Origin of the sequence: Stenotrophomonas sp. UBA7606, assembly GCF_002477705.1 — a bacterium.
GTDB lineage: Bacteria > Pseudomonadota > Gammaproteobacteria > Xanthomonadales > Xanthomonadaceae > Stenotrophomonas.
This window is the reverse complement of record NZ_DLJW01000129.1, coordinates 31,858-55,105: the sequence shown is the minus strand read 5'-3', so window position 1 is coordinate 55,105 and position 23,248 is coordinate 31,858. Positions and strand designations below refer to the sequence as shown.

Annotated in this window: 20 protein-coding genes and 1 pseudogene; 10 read left to right on the top strand and 11 right to left on the bottom strand. The window is 62.9% G+C overall.

The window, feature by feature from the left end; all coding sequences use genetic code 11:
- Positions 1–58 precede the first annotated feature (58 nt).
- Complete coding sequence (locus B2527_RS17830) at positions 59–1,549, bottom strand: FAD-dependent oxidoreductase (protein WP_293716761.1); 1,491 nt, start codon at positions 1,547–1,549, stop codon at positions 59–61.
- Between the two features lie 339 nt (positions 1,550–1,888).
- On the opposite strand from B2527_RS17830, the gene B2527_RS17825 reads away from it, so the two are divergent.
- Positions 1,889–2,806: a magnesium transporter CorA family protein gene (locus tag B2527_RS17825; RefSeq protein WP_293716759.1), complete on the top strand. Its 918-nt coding sequence runs from the start codon at positions 1,889–1,891 to the stop codon at positions 2,804–2,806.
- Between the two features lie 117 nt (positions 2,807–2,923).
- Here B2527_RS17825 and B2527_RS17820 read toward each other — a convergent pair whose 3' ends face one another.
- Positions 2,924–5,845 (bottom strand): bifunctional diguanylate cyclase/phosphodiesterase, encoded by a 2,922-nt coding sequence (locus B2527_RS17820; protein WP_293716757.1) that lies wholly within the window; start codon positions 5,843–5,845, stop codon positions 2,924–2,926.
- A 463-nt stretch (positions 5,846–6,308) separates the two neighbouring features.
- On the opposite strand from B2527_RS17820, the gene B2527_RS17815 reads away from it, so the two are divergent.
- The 3 genes from B2527_RS17815 (at position 6,309) to B2527_RS17805 (ending at position 8,399) form a co-directional block, all read left to right on the top strand.
- Positions 6,309–6,932, top strand: a complete 624-nt coding sequence (locus B2527_RS17815; protein ID WP_293716755.1) for a lipocalin family protein — start codon at positions 6,309–6,311, stop codon at positions 6,930–6,932.
- Positions 6,933–7,248: 316 nt separating this feature from the next.
- The gene (locus tag B2527_RS17810) at positions 7,249–7,494 is read left to right on the top strand and encodes a hypothetical protein (protein ID WP_293716753.1); all 246 of its coding nucleotides are present in this window, start codon (positions 7,249–7,251) and stop codon (positions 7,492–7,494) included.
- A 302-nt stretch (positions 7,495–7,796) separates the two neighbouring features.
- Entirely contained in the window at positions 7,797–8,399 is a 603-nt protein-coding gene (locus B2527_RS17805; RefSeq protein WP_293716751.1) for a hypothetical protein, read from the top strand.
- Positions 8,400–8,546: 147 nt separating this feature from the next.
- Here B2527_RS17805 and B2527_RS17800 read toward each other — a convergent pair whose 3' ends face one another.
- The 4 genes from B2527_RS17800 to B2527_RS17785 all read right to left on the bottom strand — a co-directional run bounded on the left by B2527_RS17800 (position 8,547) and on the right by B2527_RS17785 (position 10,707).
- Entirely contained in the window at positions 8,547–9,083 is a 537-nt protein-coding gene (locus B2527_RS17800; protein ID WP_293716749.1) for a hypothetical protein, read from the bottom strand.
- A 262-nt stretch (positions 9,084–9,345) separates the two neighbouring features.
- Positions 9,346–9,633 carry a hypothetical protein gene (locus B2527_RS17795; RefSeq protein ID WP_293716747.1) on the bottom strand — a complete coding sequence of 96 codons (288 nt, stop codon included), beginning with the start codon at positions 9,631–9,633 and terminating at the stop codon, positions 9,346–9,348.
- Between the two features lie 6 nt (positions 9,634–9,639).
- Positions 9,640–9,849: a hypothetical protein gene (locus B2527_RS17790; RefSeq protein WP_293716745.1), complete on the bottom strand. Its 210-nt coding sequence runs from the start codon at positions 9,847–9,849 to the stop codon at positions 9,640–9,642.
- Between the two features lie 219 nt (positions 9,850–10,068).
- Positions 10,069–10,707: an EAL domain-containing protein gene (locus B2527_RS17785; RefSeq protein WP_293716916.1), complete on the bottom strand. Its 639-nt coding sequence runs from the start codon at positions 10,705–10,707 to the stop codon at positions 10,069–10,071.
- A 56-nt stretch (positions 10,708–10,763) separates the two neighbouring features.
- On the opposite strand from B2527_RS17785, the pseudogene B2527_RS17780 reads away from it, so the two are divergent.
- The 3 genes and pseudogenes from B2527_RS17780 to B2527_RS17770 all read left to right on the top strand — a co-directional run.
- Positions 10,764–11,237: pseudogene (locus B2527_RS17780) on the top strand (phospholipase D-like domain-containing protein); the annotation flags it as partial.
- A gap of 347 nt (positions 11,238–11,584) precedes the next feature.
- Positions 11,585–12,640: an SDR family oxidoreductase gene (locus B2527_RS17775; protein ID WP_293716743.1), complete on the top strand. Its 1,056-nt coding sequence runs from the start codon at positions 11,585–11,587 to the stop codon at positions 12,638–12,640.
- A gap of 560 nt (positions 12,641–13,200) precedes the next feature.
- Positions 13,201–14,451 carry a serine hydrolase domain-containing protein gene (locus B2527_RS17770; RefSeq protein ID WP_293716741.1) on the top strand — a complete coding sequence of 417 codons (1,251 nt, stop codon included), beginning with the start codon at positions 13,201–13,203 and terminating at the stop codon, positions 14,449–14,451.
- 53 nt (positions 14,452–14,504) lie between these two features.
- Here B2527_RS17770 and B2527_RS17765 read toward each other — a convergent pair whose 3' ends face one another.
- From B2527_RS17765 to B2527_RS17755, 3 genes are all read right to left on the bottom strand, one after another.
- Positions 14,505–14,801 carry a hypothetical protein gene (locus B2527_RS17765; protein ID WP_293716739.1) on the bottom strand — a complete coding sequence of 99 codons (297 nt, stop codon included), beginning with the start codon at positions 14,799–14,801 and terminating at the stop codon, positions 14,505–14,507.
- Positions 14,802–14,826: 25 nt separating this feature from the next.
- Positions 14,827–15,468, bottom strand: coding sequence for a CDGSH iron-sulfur domain-containing protein (locus B2527_RS17760; RefSeq protein ID WP_293716737.1), 642 nt, complete (start codon positions 15,466–15,468; stop codon positions 14,827–14,829).
- 180 nt (positions 15,469–15,648) lie between these two features.
- Complete coding sequence (locus B2527_RS17755) at positions 15,649–16,491, bottom strand: class I SAM-dependent methyltransferase (RefSeq protein ID WP_293716735.1); 843 nt, start codon at positions 16,489–16,491, stop codon at positions 15,649–15,651.
- 299 nt (positions 16,492–16,790) lie between these two features.
- Between B2527_RS17755 and B2527_RS17750 the strand changes: the two genes are divergently transcribed.
- Positions 16,791–18,284, top strand: a complete 1,494-nt coding sequence (locus tag B2527_RS17750; protein ID WP_293716733.1) for a SulP family inorganic anion transporter — start codon at positions 16,791–16,793, stop codon at positions 18,282–18,284.
- 111 nt (positions 18,285–18,395) lie between these two features.
- On the opposite strand, the gene B2527_RS17745 is transcribed toward B2527_RS17750, so the two are convergent.
- Positions 18,396–20,144 carry an acyl-CoA dehydrogenase family protein gene (locus B2527_RS17745; protein ID WP_293716731.1) on the bottom strand — a complete coding sequence of 583 codons (1,749 nt, stop codon included), beginning with the start codon at positions 20,142–20,144 and terminating at the stop codon, positions 18,396–18,398.
- A gap of 186 nt (positions 20,145–20,330) precedes the next feature.
- Here B2527_RS17745 and B2527_RS17740 point away from each other — a divergent pair, with 186 nt between their 5' ends.
- Together B2527_RS17740 and B2527_RS17735 are read left to right on the top strand one after the other, a co-directional pair.
- On the top strand, positions 20,331–21,266 hold the full coding sequence (locus tag B2527_RS17740) for a hypothetical protein (RefSeq protein WP_293716729.1): 936 nt from the start codon (positions 20,331–20,333) through the stop codon (positions 21,264–21,266).
- 188 nt (positions 21,267–21,454) lie between these two features.
- Positions 21,455–22,525, top strand: coding sequence for a chitinase (locus B2527_RS17735; RefSeq protein ID WP_293716727.1), 1,071 nt, complete (start codon positions 21,455–21,457; stop codon positions 22,523–22,525).
- Between the two features lie 392 nt (positions 22,526–22,917).
- On the opposite strand, the gene B2527_RS17730 is transcribed toward B2527_RS17735, so the two are convergent.
- Entirely contained in the window at positions 22,918–23,226 is a 309-nt protein-coding gene (locus B2527_RS17730) for a hypothetical protein (protein ID WP_293716726.1), read from the bottom strand.
- Positions 23,227–23,248: the final 22 nt, after the last annotated feature.

The window sequence follows — 23,248 nt, the reverse complement described above, 5'->3', positions numbered from 1 at the left end:
ATGGGCCTGGTCTTGCCGTGGTTTCTCACACGCGCGGCTGCGCGTGCATGAGTGAGGGCTAGGAAGGCGTTCGTTTGCTTCCCAGTCCCGTCAATGCGGGGCCTTCCAGTAGTTCACCGGTGGGGCTGAATCGGCTGCCGTGGCACGGGCAGTCCCAACTGCTGGCTTCGCCGTTCCACTGCACGATGCATTTCAGATGCGGGCAGACCGGAGACATTGCATGCAACATGCCGCTTGGGTCGCGATACAGGGCACAACGGTTCTCGCCACGGCCCACGATACGTCCGGAGCCCGGTGCGATCTCGGTGCCATCGTCGGCTCCCGCCTTCAGGCGGTCGCCCACCATATGCTTGATAACCGTGGTATTGGTTCTGGCCCAGCCAGCGGCCGACTTGATCGGCGTTATCCGTAGCGGACTGAGCAGATGTGCCAGATCGCTGGGCTGCTGCCCTTCGATACCCTGGACGATGAACTCGGCCGCAAGCGCGCCCCAGGTCAAGCCATCGGCCTGGAAACCGGTGGCGACCCACACATTTTCATGTGCGCTGCTGCCGATATAGGGCAGCCCGTCAGCGGGTTTGAACTGCTGGGCTGACCAGCTTGCCGCCACCGGGCCGTTCACCACGATCCGTTGCTGCGCATAGTCAAGCAGGCGGCCGACAGGGTCCTGCGCAGGAGACCATTCGCCGGTGCGATGTTTTTCGCCGACGACTACCAGCAACGGCGACTGCCGCCCCGGTACCGAGCGCAGCGAGCGGCCGCTGTCGGTCACCCAATGAATGCCTTCGGCAAACGGCGTCTCGACCGGGACGGCGATGCCGTACTCGCGATACACCTCCATTTCCGCCTGCAGCAGGTTGAACCCCGCCGGTGAATGCGTGGCCAGAACGATGTGGGTGGCGTGCACCGTCCCGTTGGCCGTGCTCACCCGGCCCGCGCGGGCATCGATGTCGGTGACCTGGCTCTGCTCGAATACCGCAGCGTGCTGGCTCAGCTGGGCAAGCAAGGCGCGACAGAACTGGTAGGGGTCAAACTGCGCCTGTGCTTCCACGTTGAACGATTCGGTCAACGGGAAGGGTAGGCTGCTGCTCCGGCCCGTCTGCGGATTCAGGCCGGCAGTCTGGTATGCCGCGAGCTCCCGCTCATACGCCTGCAACTCGGTCTGGCCGCTGCCTTCGATACCCCACTGCAACGGCGCGCGCGCGAAACCACATTCAATCAGCTGTTGCTGGACCAGTGTCTCGACCCCGGCAATGGCGTGCATGCGTGCGGCAACCACCTCACGCACGACATCCTCACCCCATTTGTCGAGCATGCCTGCCATCTGCGACGTGGCGCCATAGAGGTTGCCTGTGGATGCACCGGTGTTCTTCTGCCCGGCCAGCCCTGCCTCCAGAACCACCACCTGGTAGCCGGCGTCGCACAGCCGCCACGCCGTCAACAGGCCGGTAATGCCGGCACCGACAACCACCACGTCGGCATTGATGTCACCGCTCAGTACTTGTGGGGTGGGAACGAAGGGATGAGAGGCCATCCAGATGCTGGTCATGCTCATCACCACGTTCTGAGTTGATCTGCATGCTCCATGTACGGTCGTTGGTAGTCCGTGGATTTGTGTGAACACACTGTGTTGATGCATGCCGATACAACACGCCTGCGGTCGCTTCACGCGTTCTCACGCGTCGTTATCGGCAGGCTGGCTACACCACAGGCAGCTGCAGCCGCAGCGGGTTCCCAGCGTTGCGATGCCCCGCTGGGGTGCGACAGGACACAACGTACCGCCACCAATGGTTGCCTGTGTTTGAAGGAGGAGCGGTAGATGGAAAGCAGGGCCGCCGTGCCGGGCTTCTTTGCCCGATTGTTCCGATCCAATGCACCGCCACGTGAGTTGAGCCTGGCCGACATGGGCGAATGCCTCCCTACGGAAGATGAGTTGCTGTGGGTAGATCTGTCGGCACCCGACGAGCAGACGCTGGATAACCTGTGGCGCGCCTGCGAACTGCCCGCGCTTGTACGGCCGCTGCTGGAATCTGGCAGTACGCCGTTGGTGGAACGTGAGGGAGAGTACTTCTGGGCGCGCGCCGTCGCCGTGGCGCGGGCACAGGGCGACGAGCTGGTGAGTGGTGCCGTACTGATCTGTGTGGCGGGGCGCAACCGTGTGATCACCTGCCACACTGAGGAAATCCAGTTTCTGGCCGCCCTGCGTGAAGCTGCGCATGGCGCCGTCATCGGCAGCCTGTCCTCAGAGAGCTTCGTCGCCACGCTGCTGGACCGCCAGCTGTCCGGGTACTTCGACGCTGTCAGCGATTTCGAATGTGCCGTCGAGCACCTGGAATCGGACATGTCGAGCAATGACATCGAAGCCAACCTCCAGGAGCTGCAGCGGTTGCGGCGCTGGGCGTCGCGCCTGCGTCGAATGCTGGCGCCGCACCGTGCTGTGTTCGGCACTTTGTCGCGCCCTGATTTCCGGCCATCGGAGAGCAGGGATGCAGAGCGTCATTTCGTCGCGCTGGACACACGATTCGAACGGGCCATGGACATGATCGAGAACGCGCGCGAACTGGTCGTCGGCAGCTTCGAGCTGTTCAGTGGCCAGGTCGCGCTGCGCACCAACGGTTCGATGCGGGTACTGACGTTCGTCACCGTCATCGCCGGTGTGCTGGCCACTTTCGTCGGCGCGTTGGGCATGAATTTTGAAGCCAGCCTGTTCCAGACGCGCGATGCGGGCTTCTGGTCGATCGTGGTCGGGTTGTTGCTGTTCTCGGTAGCGATGACCTTGCTAGGCCGGCGCCGCCGCTGGTTCTAGCAGCGCAGCGCGCAGAAACAGCGGAACAAGGTGAGGACTGAACACGCACGGTTCGGTTCTTCAGCCGCAACGGCCTGTCCCTGCTGCTTTCGTTTCTCGCTGGCGGCACCTGAGCGGCTAGGCGGCGTTGGCTTCCAGCCACTCGATGAACGCCTGCAGAGGCATGGGGCGCGCGATGTAGTAGCCCTGCACGCAATCAACGCCATGCGTGGCCATCCATTCGAACTCGGCGGGGCTCTCGACGCCTTCGGCAACAATGCTCAGCCCCAAACCATGCCCCAATGCGACCAGTGCATTGCAGATGGACGCATTGCGCGGGTCGCTGTGCACGTTCTGCACGAAGCTCCTGTCGATCTTGAGGTGATCCAGCGGCAGGTCGCGCAGGTAGCTCATGCTGGAGAAGCCGGTGCCGAAATCGTCTATCGAAACGCACACACCGTCCCGCCGAAGCTCCTCCATCGTTGCCTCTGCCATCTCCGGGCGCTGCAGCATCGCGCTTTCGGTCAGCTCCACATGCAGGGCGCCACGCGGCAGGTGGTAACGCAGATGCGCATCGCGCAGCATGCTCGACACCGTGCCGGACATGAACTGCACGGCGGACACGTTGATGGCGATGGCGATGCCGTCATGGCCCCGCGCGCCCAACGTCTGGCGCGCACGCGCCGCTGCGTCAATCACCCATTCGCCAAGTGGCACGATCAGCCCGGATTCCTCGCACAGCGGAATGAAGGTGGCCGGGGAGACATAGCCGTCCTCGGTGCGCCAGCGCAGCAGCGCTTCGGCGACGATGATGTTTCCATCGCGCACCCGTTTGATGGGCTGGAAGAACAGCTCGAACTCGGCGTTGGCCAAGGCGCTGCGCAGCCGGTGCACCGTCGCCAGCCGGTCCGCCGCATGCTCGGCCATGCGCGGTGAGTAATGCATCGTTGGCAGGTTCTGCGCGCGCGCCTCGAAAGCTGCCAGAACGGCGTGCCCGGCTACCTGCTCGGCCAGTTCTTCAGGCTGTTGGAAGGCAACGCCGATCCAGCCTTCCAGGCGGTGCACGCCGGTCACCGACTCGATGGTCTCGGTAAAGGCCGCGCCCAGCGCATCCACCAGATCGTTCCAGTTCTCGCCCTGCGTGACCGCCAGCACGAACGCATCCGCCGGTGCATAGGCCAGGTGGCCGTGGCCTTCGGCTATCCGCTGCAGGCGTCGCGCGATGCTGCGGATGAGGGCGTCCCGTGTTCCGCGCCCGAAGGTGGAGGACATCAGTTCCAGGTCACGGAGCTGGATGTGGATGATGGCGTAAGGGCTGCTGGTGGCCGCTCCCTTGTGGGCTGCATCCACCCGTTCCAGCAGCGTACGCACGTGCAGAAGGCCGGTGCTTTCTTCATGCGCGGCACGCCATTTCAGATCGGCTTCATAGGCCACCCGGTCGCTGACATCCTCAGCCAGCACCAGGCGTGCGTCATGGCCGTCGAAACGGATGCTGCTGCTGTAGACGCGAACGTGCATGCGGCGGCCGTCGCGGGTCATATGCAACCAGATGGGCTGCGAATCACGGGGCTCGGCCTGATCATCGACCGACTCCTGTACCGCCGTTGCCTGCTCGGGCAGCCGGATCTGAAGAATGGTCATCGCCAGGAATTCCTCATGGGAATAGCCATAGCGACGTACCGCCGCCGTGTTTACCGCAAGGAAGCGCAGCGATTGGATGTCGAATACCCAGAACGGAAGTGGATTGCGCTCGAACAGTTCGCGGAACTGTGATTCGGCGCGTTCCAGGTCACTCTGCTGCAGCCGGGGGACCGTGATATCCATGATGGTGCCGGTCATGCGCAGCACCCCGTCGTGGTCATGCACCGGAGCGCCGCGCGCGCTTATCCAGCGCTGCTGCCCATCGGGCAGCATGATGCGGTATTCGGCACGGAAGGGGCTGCCGCTTTCCCACGCCTGCGCGAATGCCTGCTCGACCCGTGGCCGGTCCGCGTCATGCATGCGGTTGAAGAATTCCTTCAGGGGCAGCATGCCTTCGGCACGCGGGAAACCAAACAGCTCTGCCGCGTGGGCGGAGGCGCGTACCTGGTCGCAGCCCGTATCCATCGCCCAGACTCCCGCGCGCGAGGCTTCCTGCGCCTTGCCGAGCCAGTCCGCGTGACGCTGCAGTTCAACATGCACGTTGTGACGTACCGCCTCCGATGCCGCCATCCGCCGCATGAGGTAGAACATGCCAAACCAATACAACATCAGCAGCGATACCGCGAATGCTGTGTAGTTTCTCCAGGGCTTGATTGCCTCGTTCCTGGACAGGGCCGCCGCCACCACGAACGGATACCCGCTGTTGGACGACAGACTGGTCAGCAGATCGCCATCAGCGCCTGCATGCAGTCGCGGCGGCTGTTCTGCCAGGCCGCTGGGCAGGTCTGCGTAGTCCAGGCTTGCACCCTGGTGCGCAAGCACGACACCGGCGGGGGTCATGATGGCGGTGCCACCGTCACTGCCCACATCGACGTCCTCCAGCATCGACTGCAGCTCCGACGTGCGCAGCCGTGCCACCAGCCAGTTCCCGTGCGGCGTGCGTACCACCAGCTGCACGACAGGCTGCGCCCGACCCTGCTTCAGTAACGCGCCCACACCCAACTGGCCGGTCTGAAGTGATGGCTGCAGTACGGCTGACGCCGCGGTAGGCGCGTTCACGCCGCCGTGGAGCAAGCGGCCGTCAGCACCGAACACATCGATATCCTGGAGCTCGCCATTACGTGAAATGACACCGCGGATGGTTTCGGGCAGATCCCAATGGGAAGGATCGGCTGCGAAGCCGTCGGCCTCGGCGGCCATGCCGTTCAATGCTCTTTCCAGGTTGCGTATCTCGTAGCGGAGCAGCCGGTCAACGCCTTGGGCTATCGCCGCACTCTGGTGTTGCGCTGCCTGCAGACGCGCTGAGCGGTCCTGGAGAATCGTTGACAGCAAGCCTGCACTCAGCACCAGACCCAGCAGCGTTCCCACCCAGCGCATTACCGATGAGGAGCCGACCTTTGCTGTGGAACCCGCTGTCATCAATCCCTCCACTCAATCGAATAAGCCGTAGCCCGCCCGTGCACAGGCGGGGCACCGCGCCGAAGAATACCGTTACTGCCGCACTAGCGACCAGGTAGCAATCGCAACCCCGCCAGTAGCGGCACGCGTTGTTGGAATAGTGCGACTGGCGCGGAGCGGGCGTACAGCCCCGCCACCGGGAAGCGCGTCGAAGTATCCACGCGCATGGCGCGGGACTTCTTCCCGATCTTCTTTGCAATCCGGTTGTCAGGTCAATGATTGAGCCCGCGAGCGCATTATTCGTATTACGCAGGCAAACGTTATGAGGATGCGATGGCGACCATGGCGGTCGTCATGGGCGAACCTGCGGCACAGCGATGACTGGCGCGGCATTGACGCGGCTGGTTGGAGATCGCGCACGGCAGTGCGACGCACGCAGAAACCATCTCCGACCAGACATTGCGCAGGAGCGACGCACGCCGTCGTGGACGACGAGGGCGTGGCTCATTTCCGTTTTCTGAGCTTCGCGGATTTAGGCTGGTTCGTTGCTGCCGTGCGCGCTGGTTTCAGCAGGTATCAGCGTTCCGATCCCGCACTGCAGCGTGAAAGCCCTTTCGTCAGCCTTCACGGCCAACGTCCGCGCCAAGTGGCTTTAATGATGCCCATGCATACCTCCCTTATGGACGCGACGAAAATGAAACCGGAACTATGGCGAGCGCCTTATGTGGATGTCGAGGCGCATATGGGACGTTGGTACGAGGTCGTACGGACGCCAACCAGCGGTGATGATCTGCAGATGCGGGACGTGTTCCGCGACTACACGCTACGCGAGGATGGCTTCATCGATGTCGTGAGTACCTATACGCACAGTACCTTGGGCAAAAAAGTCTTCCATGGGGAGGCGACTGCAACTGACAGCGCGAACTCAAGATGGAAAGTGGACTATCCCGGAACAGTTCATTCGATGCCCTTCTTTCGGGGTGAAATCTACATCATCAAGGTCGACGTCGCTGGGCAGATCGCGCTGCTGGGGAGCCGGACCGGAAGCATATGTGTCTGTTGTACAGGAAGCCGGTTGTTGAACCCGCAATCGCCGAAGCGTGGCTGAAAATCGGCGAGGCTCAAGGTTTCAGCACATCGAACCTGGTGTGGCCAATCAACTCGGATTTTGAGATTCCAGCCCCGCGCTGTTGATCACATTGCAGCAGGCTTTACGCTCTGCGCATGGCGGTGGCTCGGGAGGCATCCGCATACGTTTTGGCGTCCGGTGTTGGGGCGATTGCACGCCAGCCCATCAAGGTGGCGGCGGTACCCACCAGCTGAAGCCCCGCAGGAGGTGTGAAGGCGAGTTGCCAATTCAGGCGTTGGTTTGCTGTATACGAGTAAGGCTAGTACAGGGTGGGTCCCGCAAAGGGAGAAGTATTTTGAACGGTTTGAACATGTTCCTGGAAGGTCCGGGACTGGAACGTCGCGCGGTGAAGTTGCTGCGTACTGAACGCGTACCACTTGATGACTTACTGCGCCATCCGGCAAGCAGGGCGGCGGCAGCCTTGATTGATCTGCATGTAATGATCGACAACTTGGGGAACATCGCCACGCAGGTGGACCACGAAGGGTTGCGTTACCATTTTTCCGGATCCAAAGCCCCTTGGGCCTTGATGGTCGGTTGACGATCAGCCTTGGCGTAGGTACCCGCTGCCATGGGTTCGCGTGGAAATCTGCTTGTCCTATGCTGATTGATCGGATTGCGCGTTCTTTTTGCCGCGACGGCAACGCAATAGCACGATTACGCGCAGATCCGTAGTTCGCCATTTGACTTTGACATGCGCCAGCACGGGGCTCCGCGACTGGCGATGTTATCCGTACCTGCTGCACACATGGCCGGTGCGTGTTCGCATTGCATTCACGGGCGCTCACGCATCGCTATCGCCGCTGCCGCTACACCACACGTTCGTCCCTCAGGAGAGCCGTCATGGCCAGAAAGACAGATAGCGCCCAGGTCACCGAGTTGCTGCTTCAGGCACTTGAGACCGAGCGCGGTGGGCAGAAGATCTATACGGCCGCCTTGAAGGCGGTGCAGAACGACGACCTGCGTGAAGAGTGGGAGGGCTATCTCGAAGAAACCCGTGGCCATGAAGAAATACTTACGCGGGTTTTCAAGGAGCTCGGCCTTGATACCGAGATGGCCAGTCCCGGCCGGCAGGTAGTTGCCCATCATGGCAAATCGCTGGTAGCCGCCATCGAAATGGCAATCAAGAACGACACGCCGGCCGCAGCCGAGTTGGTTGCAGCCGAATGCGTTGTGTTGGCGGAAACCAAGGACCACCAGAATTGGGAGTTGATAGGCAAGGTTGCAGAACAGGGCGGCGCTTCGGCAAAAATACTCAAGCAGGCTTATGAGGCCGTTGAGAAGCAGGAAGACCATCACCTTTACCACACCGCCGGTTGGGCCCGCGAGCTCTGGCTGCAGAGTCTTGGCATTCCGGCGGTTCTGCCTCCGCCCGAGGAGCAGAAGGATGTGGAGACCGCCATCGGTGCCGCACGCGCGGAAAAGGCCCGCAAAGACTATCTCTGAGCCTGCCGGGATTGCGCGGCGGCAAGGGGATGGCCAGATGCGAGCACCGGTGTATGTGTGCATGTTGCCTGCCACGGCAGCAAACGCACGTAGTGACCGACCCTGAGGGCGTGGCGTGGCCGGAATGCCGGTCCAGCCCACGCTTGGTCAGTCTGGCGCCTTGGCAGGGACGAAAGGCGACACCGGGTCGCTGGCGGGGAAAGTTTCTTCCAGCGCTTCGTCGTGATTGGAACTCTCGTGCTCTTTGCGCTGGCGACGCTGTTGGCTTGACTCGGGGCAGTCGCGCTCCTCGGAAGGCTCGGGCGGATCCTTGCGGTCTCGTATCATCTTCGTGCCTCGTGGAATTGGACGATGCCGGCATTGATGTGGCCGTGCTGGCAACAGTAAATCTGATCCACGTGTTGCTAGCAGCGCGTGCAGGGCTGCCAGCAAGTTGTGAAGAGTGCTCGCACGCTGCGGCCCCTGTTCATTGAAGGCTTTCCCGCGAGGTTCGGCTTCAATCGCAGTAGTGATTGTGTACGCGCCGTTGACATTTCGTGACAGGAATTCCTCGCAGCTCGTGGTTGTTTGCTTTCGGGAACGCTGCCCATGAATCAGGATGCCGACAATGACAACACCCCTGGAAACAACCCCAAGCTTGCTCGCTTCCGATAACTGGGAATCACTGGTGATCGCAGAGCCCACGCGACGCCAGGGACGAATGGCGCAGGATCAGGACAACAGCCGCGAGCGTCGCGTGCAGCCACCCGATATCGGGGAGGAAGCGTAGCCAGGCGTGGATTGTCTGCTTGGACGCAGAGCGCCCATTGGGTCGTTCGTGCACGCGTTCGTCGGCGCCGGATCCATGAACGGCTCCGCATGCCGGCGCCATTCTGCAGGGCGGCCGATGATGCAGAGCCATGCGGACATGTCGTGATCTGAGGCAGTGTCCGAGTTCGCGGAGCCGTCAGTTCCCAGCGGACGTGGCGCGCCTGCGCTTGCGGCGCGACACCCACTGCCCCGCCAGCGCGGTAAGTAGAAGGCAACTGTTGGTGATTACGAAGATCGTGTTGCCTACCAGCGCGGAGTAGATGACAAACAGTATTGAAGCCGCTGCCTGCCCAACGAACAGCCAGGTGGAGAGGGTTTCCGGGTGCTCAGCCTGGGCCTGTTTGACGATCTGCCGGATCAAGGTGGCGAGCAGGATCACCGAAGCCGCCCAACCCACGCTTTCTGTCAGCAGTTCGTCACCCATGGCTCTTTAGACAAAGAGTTCGGTTTCGGTGACGCCGAGTTGCAGGGCAAGCCTGGCCAGCTCATTGGCAGCGGCAGCCCCGTCAACGTGTTGCGAGACAGTATCCAGTATGTCGCGATAGGCCCCCCAGAACTCTGGCCCGCTTCCATGCCGTTCGTGCGATGCATTCAGGCGCATCCACTGTTCGGTTGAAATCACCTGTGCGCAGAATTCCATGATCAGACCGCCTGAATGAACGATGCCAAAGCTGCGCCGATTGCGAAGCATAACAGGGCGGCTTTTCGCGGAAGAGTCCGTGTAGCGATCATGGTGCTGGCTCCGTGCGGGTCTAGCAGCATGTTGCCAAGCGCGGAGTTAAGCGCTCGTCCCCGACGGCCTCTGTTTTGCGAACACATCTTCACAAGTCGCGGCGGCCACCGAAGCAATGGGTGAAGGCTAACGCTGGAACGCCACCTGTTCGGGCCGATGCAGGCAAAAGCCTTGGGCGTAGTCCACTCCTAAGGAACGCGCCGCCACACACAGATGCCCGGAACTCACACCTTCGGCCACGACCTTGGGGCCGCGCTGGTGGCCTATCTTGGTGATGGCGCTGATGATGGTACGGCTGATCGGATCGGTATCCAGATCAATAATGAAACTGCGGTCGATCTTGATCCGGTCCAAGGGGAGGTTCTTGAGATAGCCAAAAGAAGACATGCCAGCACCAAAGTCATCGAGGGCGATGCTGCAGCCGGCACAACGCAGGCGTTCAACGATGCTCGCTACCTTGACCAGGTTGCGAACTGCGACGGTCTCGGTGACCTCAAAGCAAAGCTGCTGAGGCGGACCTCCGTGTTCTGCGATGCAGCCAAGAATGAAGTCCGCCAAGCCCTCGGCCTCGACGCTGGCGCCTGATAGATTGATTGCACAGCTACCAAGTGCCTGAGCAGTGGGATGGAGGTTGTTGAAGCTTGACAGCGCTTTCCGGATCACCCATCGGTCAATGGCAGGCATCAAGCCGTAGCGCTCGGCGGCAGGTAGAAATACGCCCGGCAGCACGATGCTGCCATCTTCATCACCCAGGCGCAGCAGCAGTTCGATGTTGGTAGCGGTGTCCGTACCGGTGAGGGAGATGATTTCCTGGTAGTCAAGCAGCAGCAGAGCACAGCATCGACCTGCAGGCGGCGTACTTCGTTCCCGACGAGTTGATCATCAAGGCGCTGATCACTGCACGACAGCGAGAGGTGCGGGTTCGCGTTACGGTGCCTGGGAAACTCATTGACTCGGAGACGGTTCGCTTGGCCTCGAAAGCACATTGGGGGGAGCTGTTGCTGGCTGGCATCGAAATCTACGAGTACCAGCCTACGGTGACGCACAACAAGCTGCTGATCGTGGACGGGATAATGAGGTCGGTGGGTTCCACGAACTTCGACGTGCGAAGCTTCCGGCTCAACGATGAAGCGAGCCTCAATGTCTACGACGCAGTGTTCGCTGCACGGATGACCTAGGTATTCGAGGCCGAACTGAAACCGACGATCAAGTACACCTATGCGATGTGGGAGCAGCGGCCGATGAAGGAGAAAATGATCGAGAAGTTCATTCTGCCGATCAAGTCGCAGCTGTGACAAGGCGAACTGCAGTGAGTTTTCTTCACATTGCATGACTGCAGACTAACGTTGGCGTGCGCAAGGTAAGGGCTGCGATACCACCATTGCGCCGTTACATAAGGTGAGCTGTGAGCACTCCCACGCCAACCGACCCGAATGCGCCCCGCGAACCAGGAACACCAGACCCAATGCGTGATCCTCGGAATCCTGATCGCCCAAACCCCGATCTGCCTGGCAACGACAACCCCGATTTGCCACCCGTTGATCCGGAGAGAGGGCCTCCAATACCGGATCAACCAGACAAAGACAGCACAACTTGAACCCATTCCGGGACGCTTGCCAACTGATGCCTAGAAGGCCAAGTTATGTCTGAATCCAGGAAATCCGCAGCCAAATCAGCCACAAAAAAGCTGCCCAAGAAGAATCCAACAAAGCCCGTTGCGACGGGCGGTGAGGATGAAGACGCCCAGAGTACGGCGGCGAGGCAGCGGAAACTTCAGAGCAGGGCGAACCAGCTGGATGCCAAAGCCGGCAAGCCTGATAAACCGGCGCCGGTTCAAGCGGGTACACGCCAGCAACCAACCCGCATGCCCGCTCAGAGCATCCGAAAGCCCGGCGCGGAAGGCGAGCTTGATCTGGCCCCACGTTACATGGCGCCCGACTACGTGGGCAGCGGGAAATTGCGAGGCCTGCGCGCGATCATCACCGGTGGTGACTCGGGCATAGGCAGGGCAGTGGCGATTCTTTTCGCGCGTGAGGGCGCAGATGTCGCCGTCTTGTATCTCAGCGAGCACGAGGATGCGAAGCTGACCTGTAGCAAGGTCGAGACGGAGGGCACCCGTAGCCTGGCCATCAGTGGCGACCTGCGTGATCCTTCCTTCTGCAACAAGGCAGTGAAGAAAGTCGCCAAGGCGTTCGGTGGGGTCGACATTCTGGTCAACAATGCCGCGTTCCAGTTACATTGCCGTCGGCTGGAAGATCTCGCGGATGAGCATCTGCAGGAGACGCTGCAGACCAACATAGCCGGTTACATCCATATGGCGCGGGCCGTGCTGCCCTACATGGAGGAGGGTGGAAGCATCATCAATACCGGCTCGGAAACCGGAATCTTCGGCAGCCCATCGCTGATCGACTACTCCACGACAAAGGGTGCTATTCATGCCTTCACCAAGGCGCTGGCAACCCAGCTGTTGCCGCGCGGAATCCGTGTGAACTGTATTGCCCCAGGCCCGGTATGGACGCCGCTGAACCCTGCTGATAAAGCAGCCGATGACGTTGCTCAATTCGGCGCCGACAGTGACATGAAGCGACCTGCACAGCCTGAGGAGCTGTCACCGGCATACGTATTCCTCGCCTCTCCAGTTACCGCCAGCTACATCAGTGGGGTGGTGCTACCGGTAATGGGTGGCGCGCATGGGTGATGTGCGTGGACCAGCCCCAACCCTTTCATGACCGGTCGTTATTTTTGGGAGTAGGGAATCTGTTTCTGGCAGGTTCATTGTGGAACGCCTTGATGGCGCTTGCGGCATGTCCATCATGTTGAAGCCATCTTGGGGAGCAACTCATCTGCATAGTAGCCATGAACACCTCTGCTCTCGTTTGCCGTGGGGGGGGGGGCAACCGCTCGCGGTGCCCATCTGGGGGGCGCTTCGCGCTCAAAAGAGGGTTCTTCAGGTCTGAAGGCTTCGAACCCAGGTCACTTTTTTGATGTGAGTAACGGTGTGAGTAACAGATCTTATTGAAATTTGTAATATTATTTAATTTCAATAGGTTGCTGTCTTAATTCGGTTGATGGTGGGCCCACCATCTATGCCAGTGCTTTGCGGTGGTTTTAGCCGCCAAGTCACTCCGTTTCGAATCTCTTGACGCCCGTGCCAAATCGCGGCGGGATTCGCTTCATTCCATGCGTCGATAGGTGCTCGAAACACCCGCTATGCTGGGCCATCCATTACGGAGGCTGTTGGCAATGCCGAGTCGCATGGTGTCTGGTCGTCGTGGCTTTCTTGCCGGCTCTGCAGCGCTGGGTCTTTTTACCGCACTGCCGCCGGTGCATGCACAGACTGCTGCATGCAAGGACAGCAAGGGCAGGTCCTGGATTCCCGATGATGCGTTCCTCGCCGAGCTGCCGCGGATCATGCAGGCGTTCGCGGTGCCCGGTGTCGGCATCGCGGTGGTCGAGGACGGCGCGGTGGCCTGGAGCCGCGGGGTTGGCATGGCCAACGCGCAGACGCAGGCCCCCATAGATGCGCGAACGGTGTTTGAAGATGCATCGTTGAGCAAGCCGGTGTTCGCCTATCTGGTGATGCAGTTGGTGGAGCAAGGGCGGATGGCGCTGGATGTCCCGCTGCTGCAGTACCGGCGCCCGGATTATCTTGGCGATCATCCGTGGCTTGCGCGCATCACCGTGCGCGATGTGCTGCGCCACACCACCGGCTTGCCGGATTGGCGCAGGTCGCCGGCCACGGAGAAGCTGGTGCCGGCCTTCGAGCCCGGCACGCGCGTCACCTATTCCGGCGAGGCTTTTGTCTGGTTGCAGCTGGTGGTTGAAGAACTCACCGGGCAAAGCCTGGACGCTGCGATGCAGGCGCACCTGTTTGGCCCGGCTGGCATGCGCGACAGCAGCTACACCTGGAACGCGGATCTTGCGGCGCGCTCCGTGCATGGTCATCCGGCTCATGATCGCGCCGGGGGCGACGTTCCCCGCCAGGTGCTGCGCGAGCAATGGGAGCTTGCACAGAAGGTTGCGCAGCGCTGGGGCAAGCCCTTGTCTGCCTGGCGTTACGAGGATGCGCAGCGCGCAATGCCCGAAGTGCTGGCGCTGGCGCCGCCGGGCTTGGTCAGCTGGCCCGGCGATATCCTGGCCAATGCGGCGGCGAGCCTGCGGACCACGGTGAGCGACTATGCGCGCTTCCTCTGCCTGATGATGGGTGGCCGGCAGCGGGCTTCATGGGAGCTCAGCGATGCGGCCCGGCGGGCGATGCTCACGCCGCAGATCAGCCTGCCGGGCCGTTGGACCGAGAAAGGCCTGGGCTGGAACATGGAGCAGACCCGTGACGGGCCGATGTTCTACCACTCCGGCAGCAACAGCGGCATCTTCAAGAACTTCGCATTGGGCGACGCGCAGCGCCGGCGCGGCATCGTGGTGTTGACCAATGGCGGCAGTGGGGCGTTCGTGCACCAGCGCGTGGTGCGTGCGGCCACCGGTTACGACCTGCTGTCCTACGACCTGTAAGGCGTGCAGTGGCGCTTCCAGTGGCGGCGGGCACTCGCTTGCCAGCCAATGGCTCAGGTGTCTTCGCCGCGCTCGAATTCCAGCACCGCACCCAGGCGCTCGGCCAGGGCCTGCGCGGCGTCCACCACGCGTTCCACGCTGTCGTCGTCGTTGGTCTCCACCTGGATGAGGTGGAAGCCAGGGCCTTCGTTGTCACTCAGCCCGGCCGAACTGCTGTCCTCATCGTCCGCGCCCGGTTCCAGGTCGGCCACGTCCTCGGCCCAATCAACATCGTCCATGCCCTTGAGCATGTCGAGCATGGCCTGGGCCACGCCGTCGTCGGCGGTGAGGCGGAATTCGAGGTTTGCCATGGGGTTCTCCTTGTATGGGACAGGGTTACTCGCCGTCGGCCTGGAAGCCGACCTTGTTGTGGCTGCCGTCGCAGAAGGGCTTGTTGTTGGAGTGGCCACAGCGGCACAGCCAGGTTTCGGTGACCCGGTCGACGGTTCGGCCGGTGCCGCTGACCACCTCGAGGTTGCCGATGACGTGCAAAGGGCCGTCGCGGGTGGGCTTCACCTGCAGTGGGCCGTCGCGCTGTGCCAGTGCTGCCGACTTCTGCTCCGGCGGCTCGCCGCTGGCGGTGAAGCCGCAGTCGACATGGCGGTGGTCGCAGAAGGGCTTGTTATGTGACTCGCCGCAACGGCACAGGGTTGCGCGCATGCCTTCGTCGCTGCCGGCGATCAGCAGCGGTGCGTTGAAGGCGAGTGGGCCGTTCTCGCGCACATGCACCAGGTTCACCACCGGTGCGGGTTCGGCGTGGCTGCCGTCGTTGTACTCGTAGCGGATTGCACCGGACGGGCAGTTGCGCGCGATCAGCGCCACTTCCTCCGGGAACACGGCATCGGGGTGGATCCATTCGCCCACCACATTGGGCACGAACACGTCCGGGTGGCTGAGCACGCAGTTGCGTGAGTGGATGCAACGTTCACCATCGAAACGGATGGTGACGGTCTTGCCGCGTACGGTTTCGGTTGCCATGGGCTGCCTCCGCTTCGGAACGCGCAGTGTCGCGCGGAAGACGTTAAGGCCGGGCGTATACAGTTGGGTGGGTTTGTGGGAGCGGCGTGAGTTGCGAAGCCGGGGGCAATGAGATTTTCATCGGGCCCAGGCTTGATGGGGTACGCGCTTCGCGACTAGCGCCGCTCCTGCAGAAGCGGGCTATCTGCGTACGGCCAGCACGCCATCCAGGGCCAGCTCGGCCTTGAAGCCGGCTTTCTGCAAGCGTGTGGCCACTTCCCGGGGTACATCGCGGCCACTGGTGAGCTTGTTCGGCGCGCCGGTGTAATGGAACAGGCGGCCGCCTTTGCGCAGCACGCGCGCCAGTTGATCGTAGAACACCTGCGAGTACAGCTCGCCGGCAATGCCGAAGCGCGGCGGATCGTGCAACACGGCGTCCATCGAGGCATCGGCGATGTGTTCGATTTCCTTGGACACATCGCCCTGCTTCAGCTGCAGTCGGCCGCCCGCAGCGGCGCTGTCAGGGTCCGGTGACCACGGGTTTAGGGTACGCAGCCACAGCACCTCCGGGCTCTTCTCGAACGAGCGGATGCCGGCCACCCCTTCGTCCAGGCAGCAGGCGGCGAAATAGCCCATGCCGCCGCAGGTGTCCAGAATCTGCTTGCCGCGCGGTTCCACCAGCGCCACCTTGCGGCGGGCGTCGTCCAGCGGCGAGATCTGCGCGCTGACCAGCATCTTGATGCCGTCGATCTCGAACGTGGGGATACCCCAGTCGGTAGGTACCAGCTTGTACAGGCCGCTGCCGAAGCGCGAGGCGGCGCTGAACTCCTCGCCATCCCAGTAATAGATCGTGCGGTCCTTGAGCTTGGCCGGCCACGGGTACTGCTGGCCGCGGAACTGAAAGCTGTCGTTGCCGAGGCCAACGGTTTCCTGGCTGCGGCCCAGGTCGAGCGAGGTGCTGATTTCGCTGCTGCCCTTCTTCAGGGCGCTGTGCAGCTGCTCGAGCAAGGCGCGGGCGAGCAGGGGGCCGGTGTAGTGGGGCATGGGGGCTGCTGGTGGTGCGAGGGTGGAAATGCTACCGCAGCTGGGTTTTGGGGGTTGGGTTGTGCGCGAAGAGCACCCTTCCCCAGCCCTCCCCTTTGCTCCGCAAAAGGGAGGGGGCCAAAAGCTCCCTCCCTTTGCCGAAGGCAAGGGGAGGGTTGGGGAGGGGTAGCCTTGGACGTTTGCGCCTTGCTGTAAATCCAACCCGCGCCGGTCAACGATCAACAGGCATAATTCGCCCCCCTTCCCTCGATTGCGCCTGCGCTTCCGCCCCTGCGGGCCAGCACCGGCGATCTGCCCGTATGTCCTTTCTGCATTCTGAACTGGCGCAGTGGCGCGCCAATCCCCTGCGCGAAATGCTGGCCGGTGCCGTGGCCACCTTTGCCTTGATCCCTGAAGTCATCGCGTTCTCGTTCGTGGCCGGGGTGGACCCGCAGGTCGGCCTGTTCGCTTCCTTCGTTCTGAGCATCGTGATCGCGGTGTTTGGTGGCCGGCCGGCGATGATCACTGCCGCCGCCGGTTCGGTGGCATTGGTGGCGGCGCCCTTGGTCAGTGCGCATGGCCTGCCGTATCTGTTCGCGGCCGGGCTGCTGGCTGGCGTGATCCAGATCGTGTTCGGGGTGCTGCGCCTGGGGGTGTTGATGCGTTTTGTCAGCAGCTCGGTACGTACCGGCTTCGTCAATGCGCTGGCCATCCTGATCTTCTCCGCGCAGTTGCCGCAGTTGCACGGCGCCACCACCGCCACCTGGGCGATGCTGGCGCTGGGCCTGCTGGTGATCTACGGGCTGCCGCGCCTGCCCCTGCCCGGCGTGCGTGCGATTCCCTCACCGCTGATCTGCATCGTGGTGCTTAGCGTGCTGGCGTGGTGGCTGAAATTGGATCTTCCCACTGTCGATGATCTTGGCAGGTTGCCGCAGGCCTTGCCGCAGTGGATGGGCCTGCCCGCGCTGCCGTTTGATCTGGACACCCTGCGCATCATCTCCATGCCGGCGCTGGCCATCGCGATGGTCGGCCTGCTGGAATCGATGATGACCGCACGGGTGGTGGACGAACTCACCGACTCGCCCAGTTCCAAGAACCGCGAATGCACCGGCCTTGGCGTGGCCAATATCGCCGCCAGCCTGTTCGGCGGCATTGCCGGTTGCGGCATGATCGGGCAGACCGTTGGCAACGTGAAATACGGTGGCCGCGGCCGACTCTCCACCTTGTTTGCGGGCGTGTTCCTGCTGGTGCTGATGGTGTTGCTGAAGCCCTGGGTAGGGCAGGTGCCGGTGATCGCGCTGGTGGCGATCATGGTGATGGTCAGCGTGTCCACCTTCGACTGGCGCAGCCTCGGTGCGTTGGTGCGGCATCCGCGCCTGTCCGGCGTGGTGATGTTGGCGACGGTGGCGGTGACCCTGGGCACGCACAATCTGGCCGCCGGTGTTGGCGTCGGCGTGCTGTTGAGTGGGGTGTTCTTCGCGTTGAAGGTGGCGCGGCTGCTGCAGGTGGAGCCGCATGAATCGGCCGACGGCAGCCTGCGCTATGCGGTGCGCGGGCAGGTGTTCTTTGCCTCGGCGGATGCCTTCATCGATGCCTTCGATCCGCGTGTGGCCGAGGGGCGTACGGTGGTGATTGATCTGTCCGGCGCGCAGTTGTGGGACATCACCGCCGTGGCGGCGTTGGAGAAGGTGGTCAGCCGCTATCGCCATCACGGCGTGAAGCCGCGCGTGCTGGGCCTGGATCGGCAGGGCCGGGCATTGCTGCGGCGGGTGTTGCGCGAGGGCGAGCTGGCGGTGGAAGACCCGGCACTGTAACAGCGGGATCAGCTGCGAAGCTGAGGCAGGAACCGGTGGGCGGGGAATCTGCAATTGCAGATTCCCCGGGTGGTGGCTTCGCCGCTTCCGCGGCGCCCGCAAACAAGGTGCTTACATCACGTCCCAGGCGTAGCCGCCGCGCTCCAGCACCGAGGCGGCCAGTGATTCGACGATCTCGTCCTCGTTGCGCTCCAGCCCACGCACATTGCGCGCCATGCGCCGGCGTGCCTGGCGGGCGAACAGACGGGCAATCTTCACCGCGTCATCGGCGGCCGGGTGCTTGGCCTGCAGCAGGCTCTCCACCCGCGACAGCACGCACAGGCCGACGAACAGGTCGATGGCGATATCGGCCACGCGCTTCTGCGCATGCTGCTGGTCGGCGATCTTCTTGCCGTGCTTGCGTAGCAGCCGGTCCGAGGCCTTGGATAGCTCAACCGTGTACTTCTCGCACAGCCGCGCGAGCGGCCGCAGCGCATCGTCGAGCGGTGCGCGGATGCGGCCGGTGCCGTAGCCGGTGGCCTCGCGCATGCGGCGGCCGGCATAGTCGCTGAGCACGCCAAAGCCCTTGATCGGGTCGTTGAAGATACCGCCCACCGCGCTCTGCAGTTCACTCAGCGTCGCGCCCACGCCCTTCAGGCCGTTCAGCGCCACGTACAGGCGCAGGATCTCGTTGGTGCCTTCGAAGATCGACAGGATGCGCGTGTCGCGGGTCATCTGCTCGTACGGCAGTTCGCGCATGAAGCCGTTGCCGGCGGCAATCTGCAGCGCCTCGTAGCAGCTGCGCTGCACCGCCTCGCTGGCGAATACCTTGCTCATCGCCGCTTCCACCGAATAGTCGGTGCGGCCGCTGTCGATCAGGTGCGCCACCATCCACACCGTGCTTTCGGCAGCAAAGCAGTCGGCGGTCATCTGCGCGATCTTCTCGCGTACCAGGCCGAACTCGGCAATGGCCTGGCCGAACTGCCTGCGCTCGCTGGCCTGCGCACAGGCCATGCGGATCAGGGCGCGCATGCCGCCCACCGCACCGCCGCCCAGGCCGGTGCGGCCGCTGTTGAGGATGTTCATCGCCACCTTGAAGCCCTTGCCGACCGGGCCCAGCACATTGGCGGCCGGCACCCGCACCTCGTTGAAGGCGACGGTGGTGGTGGACGACGCGCGGATACCCATCTTGTCTTCGTGCGGGCCATGGCTGACGCCGTCCCAGCCGGCTTCGACGATGAAGGCGGTGACCTTGCCCTCCGCCGTGTCGGTGCGCGCGAACACCGTGTAGAAATCGGCGATGCCGCCGTTGGTGATCCAGATCTTCTCGCCGCTCAGCGTCCAGCTGCCGTCATCGTTGCGATGCGCCTTGGTGCGGATGGCGGCGGCGTCGGAGCCGGCGCCGGCTTCGGTCAGGCAGAAGGCGGCGATCATCCCGCCACTGGCCAGCCTGGGCAGGTAGCGCTGCTTCTGCTCGTCGTTGCCGAACAGCAGCAGGCCCTTCATGCCGATCGAGCTGTGCGCGCCGATGGTCAGCGACACCGAGCTGTCATGGCTGCTGGTCTGGCCCAGCACGCGCGCATAGGCGCCGTTGGACAGCTCCAGCCCACCAAATTCCTCGGGGATGATCAGCCCGAACAGGCCCATGTCACGCAGCGCCTGGATGAACTCCGGTGGCTGCTCGGCATCGCGGTCGTACTGGCGCAGGTCGGCGGTCTTGTCGGCCAGGAACTGGTCGATGGCATCGGTCATCGCGCCCAGCATCTCGCGGTCACGCTCGCGGATCTGCGGGTAGGGGAACAACACCTCTTCGGCGATATGGCCAAAGAACAGCTGCTTGGCGATGCTTTCATCCAGATTCTGTGCTGCAACGGTATTCACGAACGGCTCCTTGTGCTGCGAACGATGACGGCGTCTGACCGATGATGGCCCAGTCTTGCCACAGGTTCACCTATTCGTGGGACACAATTGTTGAACTTGGTGTGCCCTTGTCGGTCTCTGCATGCTGGGGTTGTACTTCACCAAGGCCGGTTGATGCCTTCCGGGCCATGTTTCCGATGGAGCTGCATGCGATCTGACCGTTCTGCCGAGCCGCTGTGGACCCGCGTGACCGCTGCCGTGGTTGCATTGGCGTTCATGCTCGGCGTAACGCGCCTGATGCTGCAGGTGCCCGCCTTGAACACGGGCGGCGAGCAGACGCGTGTGCAGCTGTGGTGGCTCTCGCCGGATGCCTCCACGCAGGATCTGGCCGTGCCGCAGTCTACGACCGCAGTCGCGCCCGGAATGCCCGTGGATTCCAAGCGTGCACCCAGTACTTCACCCGCATCCGACACCGTGGCTCCGGTTGTCCCGGCTGCACCAGCTCCCACGGCGGCAGCCCCGCAGGCCGCCTGGTCGCAGCGGCTATACGCAAAGGACGGCACGCTCGCCATCCCGGATGCCACCGATACGCACCAGAAGAGCGCAGCTGAGCGCGTGTTCGAGCATCGTGACGAGCTGGCCACCCAGGTGGGAGAGCGCGCGACTGCCAACCTGTTTTCGGGCGAACGTGCGGGAACGCGGCAGAAACGCTCCGAGCGCCTGCTCTATGGCGAGGACATCCAGGCTGCTGAAGCGCGACGACCGCCGGATATCGCCTTCAATCCGCGCCTGCATGAGCGCCCCTCCGACCTGGGCAGTGAAGCAACGGGCGATGCCTACAAGGCGGCACCGATCCGCTACGAGAAGGCGCCGGACATGAAGGGCGAGGCCAGCCGCCGCATCCGCGTGGCGATCGGCGCGCTGGAGCAGCGCTACCCGCGCTGCAATGCCGATCAACGCCGGCGCTGGCTGGGCATCGCGCAGCAGCACCTGGAGGCACTGCAGCGGGTGGAGTATCGCTACAACAATGGCGCAGACCCGGTGGAGGCCGAGCACAGCCTGCTCAGCGCCGCCGACAGCGCCTATGACCTGGCCCGGCGCGCCCTGTGGGATGCCGAGCGGCGCATGAAAATGTGCACTTGAGCGGCGGTCATCGCAGGCCAGTTACCGGCCCTGCCGCTGTCATCGGGCGTGCTTGCCGCTTGCGTCCCGCGCCATCTGCCAGACAAACCGGGACAAAACAGGACGACATTTATAAGTTGTTGTCTTTGAATGGCTTTTTGATGCTTCTGCATGCCTAGAATCGGGCGTCTTCCCATTCTGGTATCGCGATGAAGTCGATTGGTCTGTTGTTGTCCGCCGCTGTGCTTGCTTCCACGTTCGGCTGCAGTGCAGCGTCCCCGACCGCAGCTGCCAGCGTGGCTGGCGTCGCCCCCGGTCATAGCCATGCGCTGCCCAGGCACGCCCTGGTCGGCTATCTGCACAACTTCGACAACGGCCAGGGGCTGTTGCCAGTCGGCAAGGTCGACGACAGCTGGGACGTGATCGTGCTGGCCTTTGCCGATGACATGGGCGAGGGCAAGGTAACGTTCAATCCGGACCCTGCCCTGGACCGCGCGCAGTTGATTGCCGACATTGCCGCCAAGCGTGCGCAGGGCAAGATCGTGGTGCTGTCCTTTGGTGGCGAGTTGGGCACGGTGACCTTGAACACGCAGCGTGACGAAGACAACTTCGTGCGCACCACCGCCGAAGCGATCAACACCTTCGGCTTTGATGGCATCGACGTGGATCTGGAGAAGATCGCCGGTGTGGTGCACGGTGCGCCGGTTACCCCGCACCTGATCTCGGCGGTGAAGCGCCTGCATGGCATGTACCCGAACCTGTATGTGTCGATGGCGCCGGAGCACCCGTATGTGCAGGGCGGCTTTGTGTCGATGGAAGGCATCTGGGGTGCTTACCTGCCGCTGATCGATGGCCTGCGTGAGGAGCTGGACCTGTTGCATGTGCAGCTCTACAACAACGGTGGCCTGCCCACGCCGTACCGCGCCGAGAAGTATCCGGGTGGCAGCGTGGACATGATGGTGGGCTCGGCGAAGATGCTTATCGAAGGCTTTGACCTGGCCGGCGGCAAGGGGCGGTTCGAGGGCCTGCGTGCCGACCAGGTGGCGTTGGCCTTGCCGTCGGGGCTGCGTGCTGCCGGCAATGGTTATGCGACGCCGGCGGATATCAATCGCGCTTTTGATTGCCTCACCACGGCCACGCAGTGCGATGAGGTGAAGCCCAGCCAGCCGCATCCGGATTTCCGCGGGGTGATGACCTGGTCGATCAACTGGGATGTATCCGACGGCCGTGCGTTCTCCGCACCGGTGGGGGAACATCTGCGGGCTGCGCAGGCGCGCTGAATGCTGTCCCTTCCCCCGCATGCGGGAGAAGAGCCTGTCCCCGCGAAGGCGGGGATGCCCGCAGGGCGGATGAGGGCAGCTTTTGCTCCTGCTCCTGACAAAACGAGCAACCAATCAACCCCCGCGCAGCGAGGACTGCATAGCGGTACCTGGGAAAAATCGCTTTCCAAGCTTCAAGCAAGTCAGGAAGCAACAGCGCCCCCATCCGCCCTGCGGGCATCCCCGCCTTCGCGGGGACAGGCTCTTCTCCCGTGAACGGGAGAAGGGAACGGCCAAAGCAGAAGCCACGGCCACAGCCACAGCCACAGCCAAAGCCAAAGCCAAAGCCAAAGCCAAAGCCAAAGCCAAAGCCAAAGCCATAGCGGCCGCAGTCATACCCGCTTGCCGCGCGCTCACTCCATCCAGAAATGCACCAAGGTCACCAGCTCATCGCTGCGGAACCCGGGGTAGAGCTGCTGCATCACCTGCAACAGGCCGGCAGGCGTGCGACAGGCCGGGTCATGCTCATCGCGCAGATCCGCTTCCTCCAATGCCTCAAAACCGCGCAGTTCGGTCTGCAGTGCCAGCGGCCCCAACTGGCGGCCATCCGCCAGTTCGATGCAGGCCTGCGCCACCCCATGCCAGCGCGCTCCGCGCCGTACGCTGGTGTTGCGACCGGTATGGAAACGGGGGTTGTCGAAGCCTAGCAGGGGCGCGGTCATGGGCCTGGAGCAGGGTAAGAAA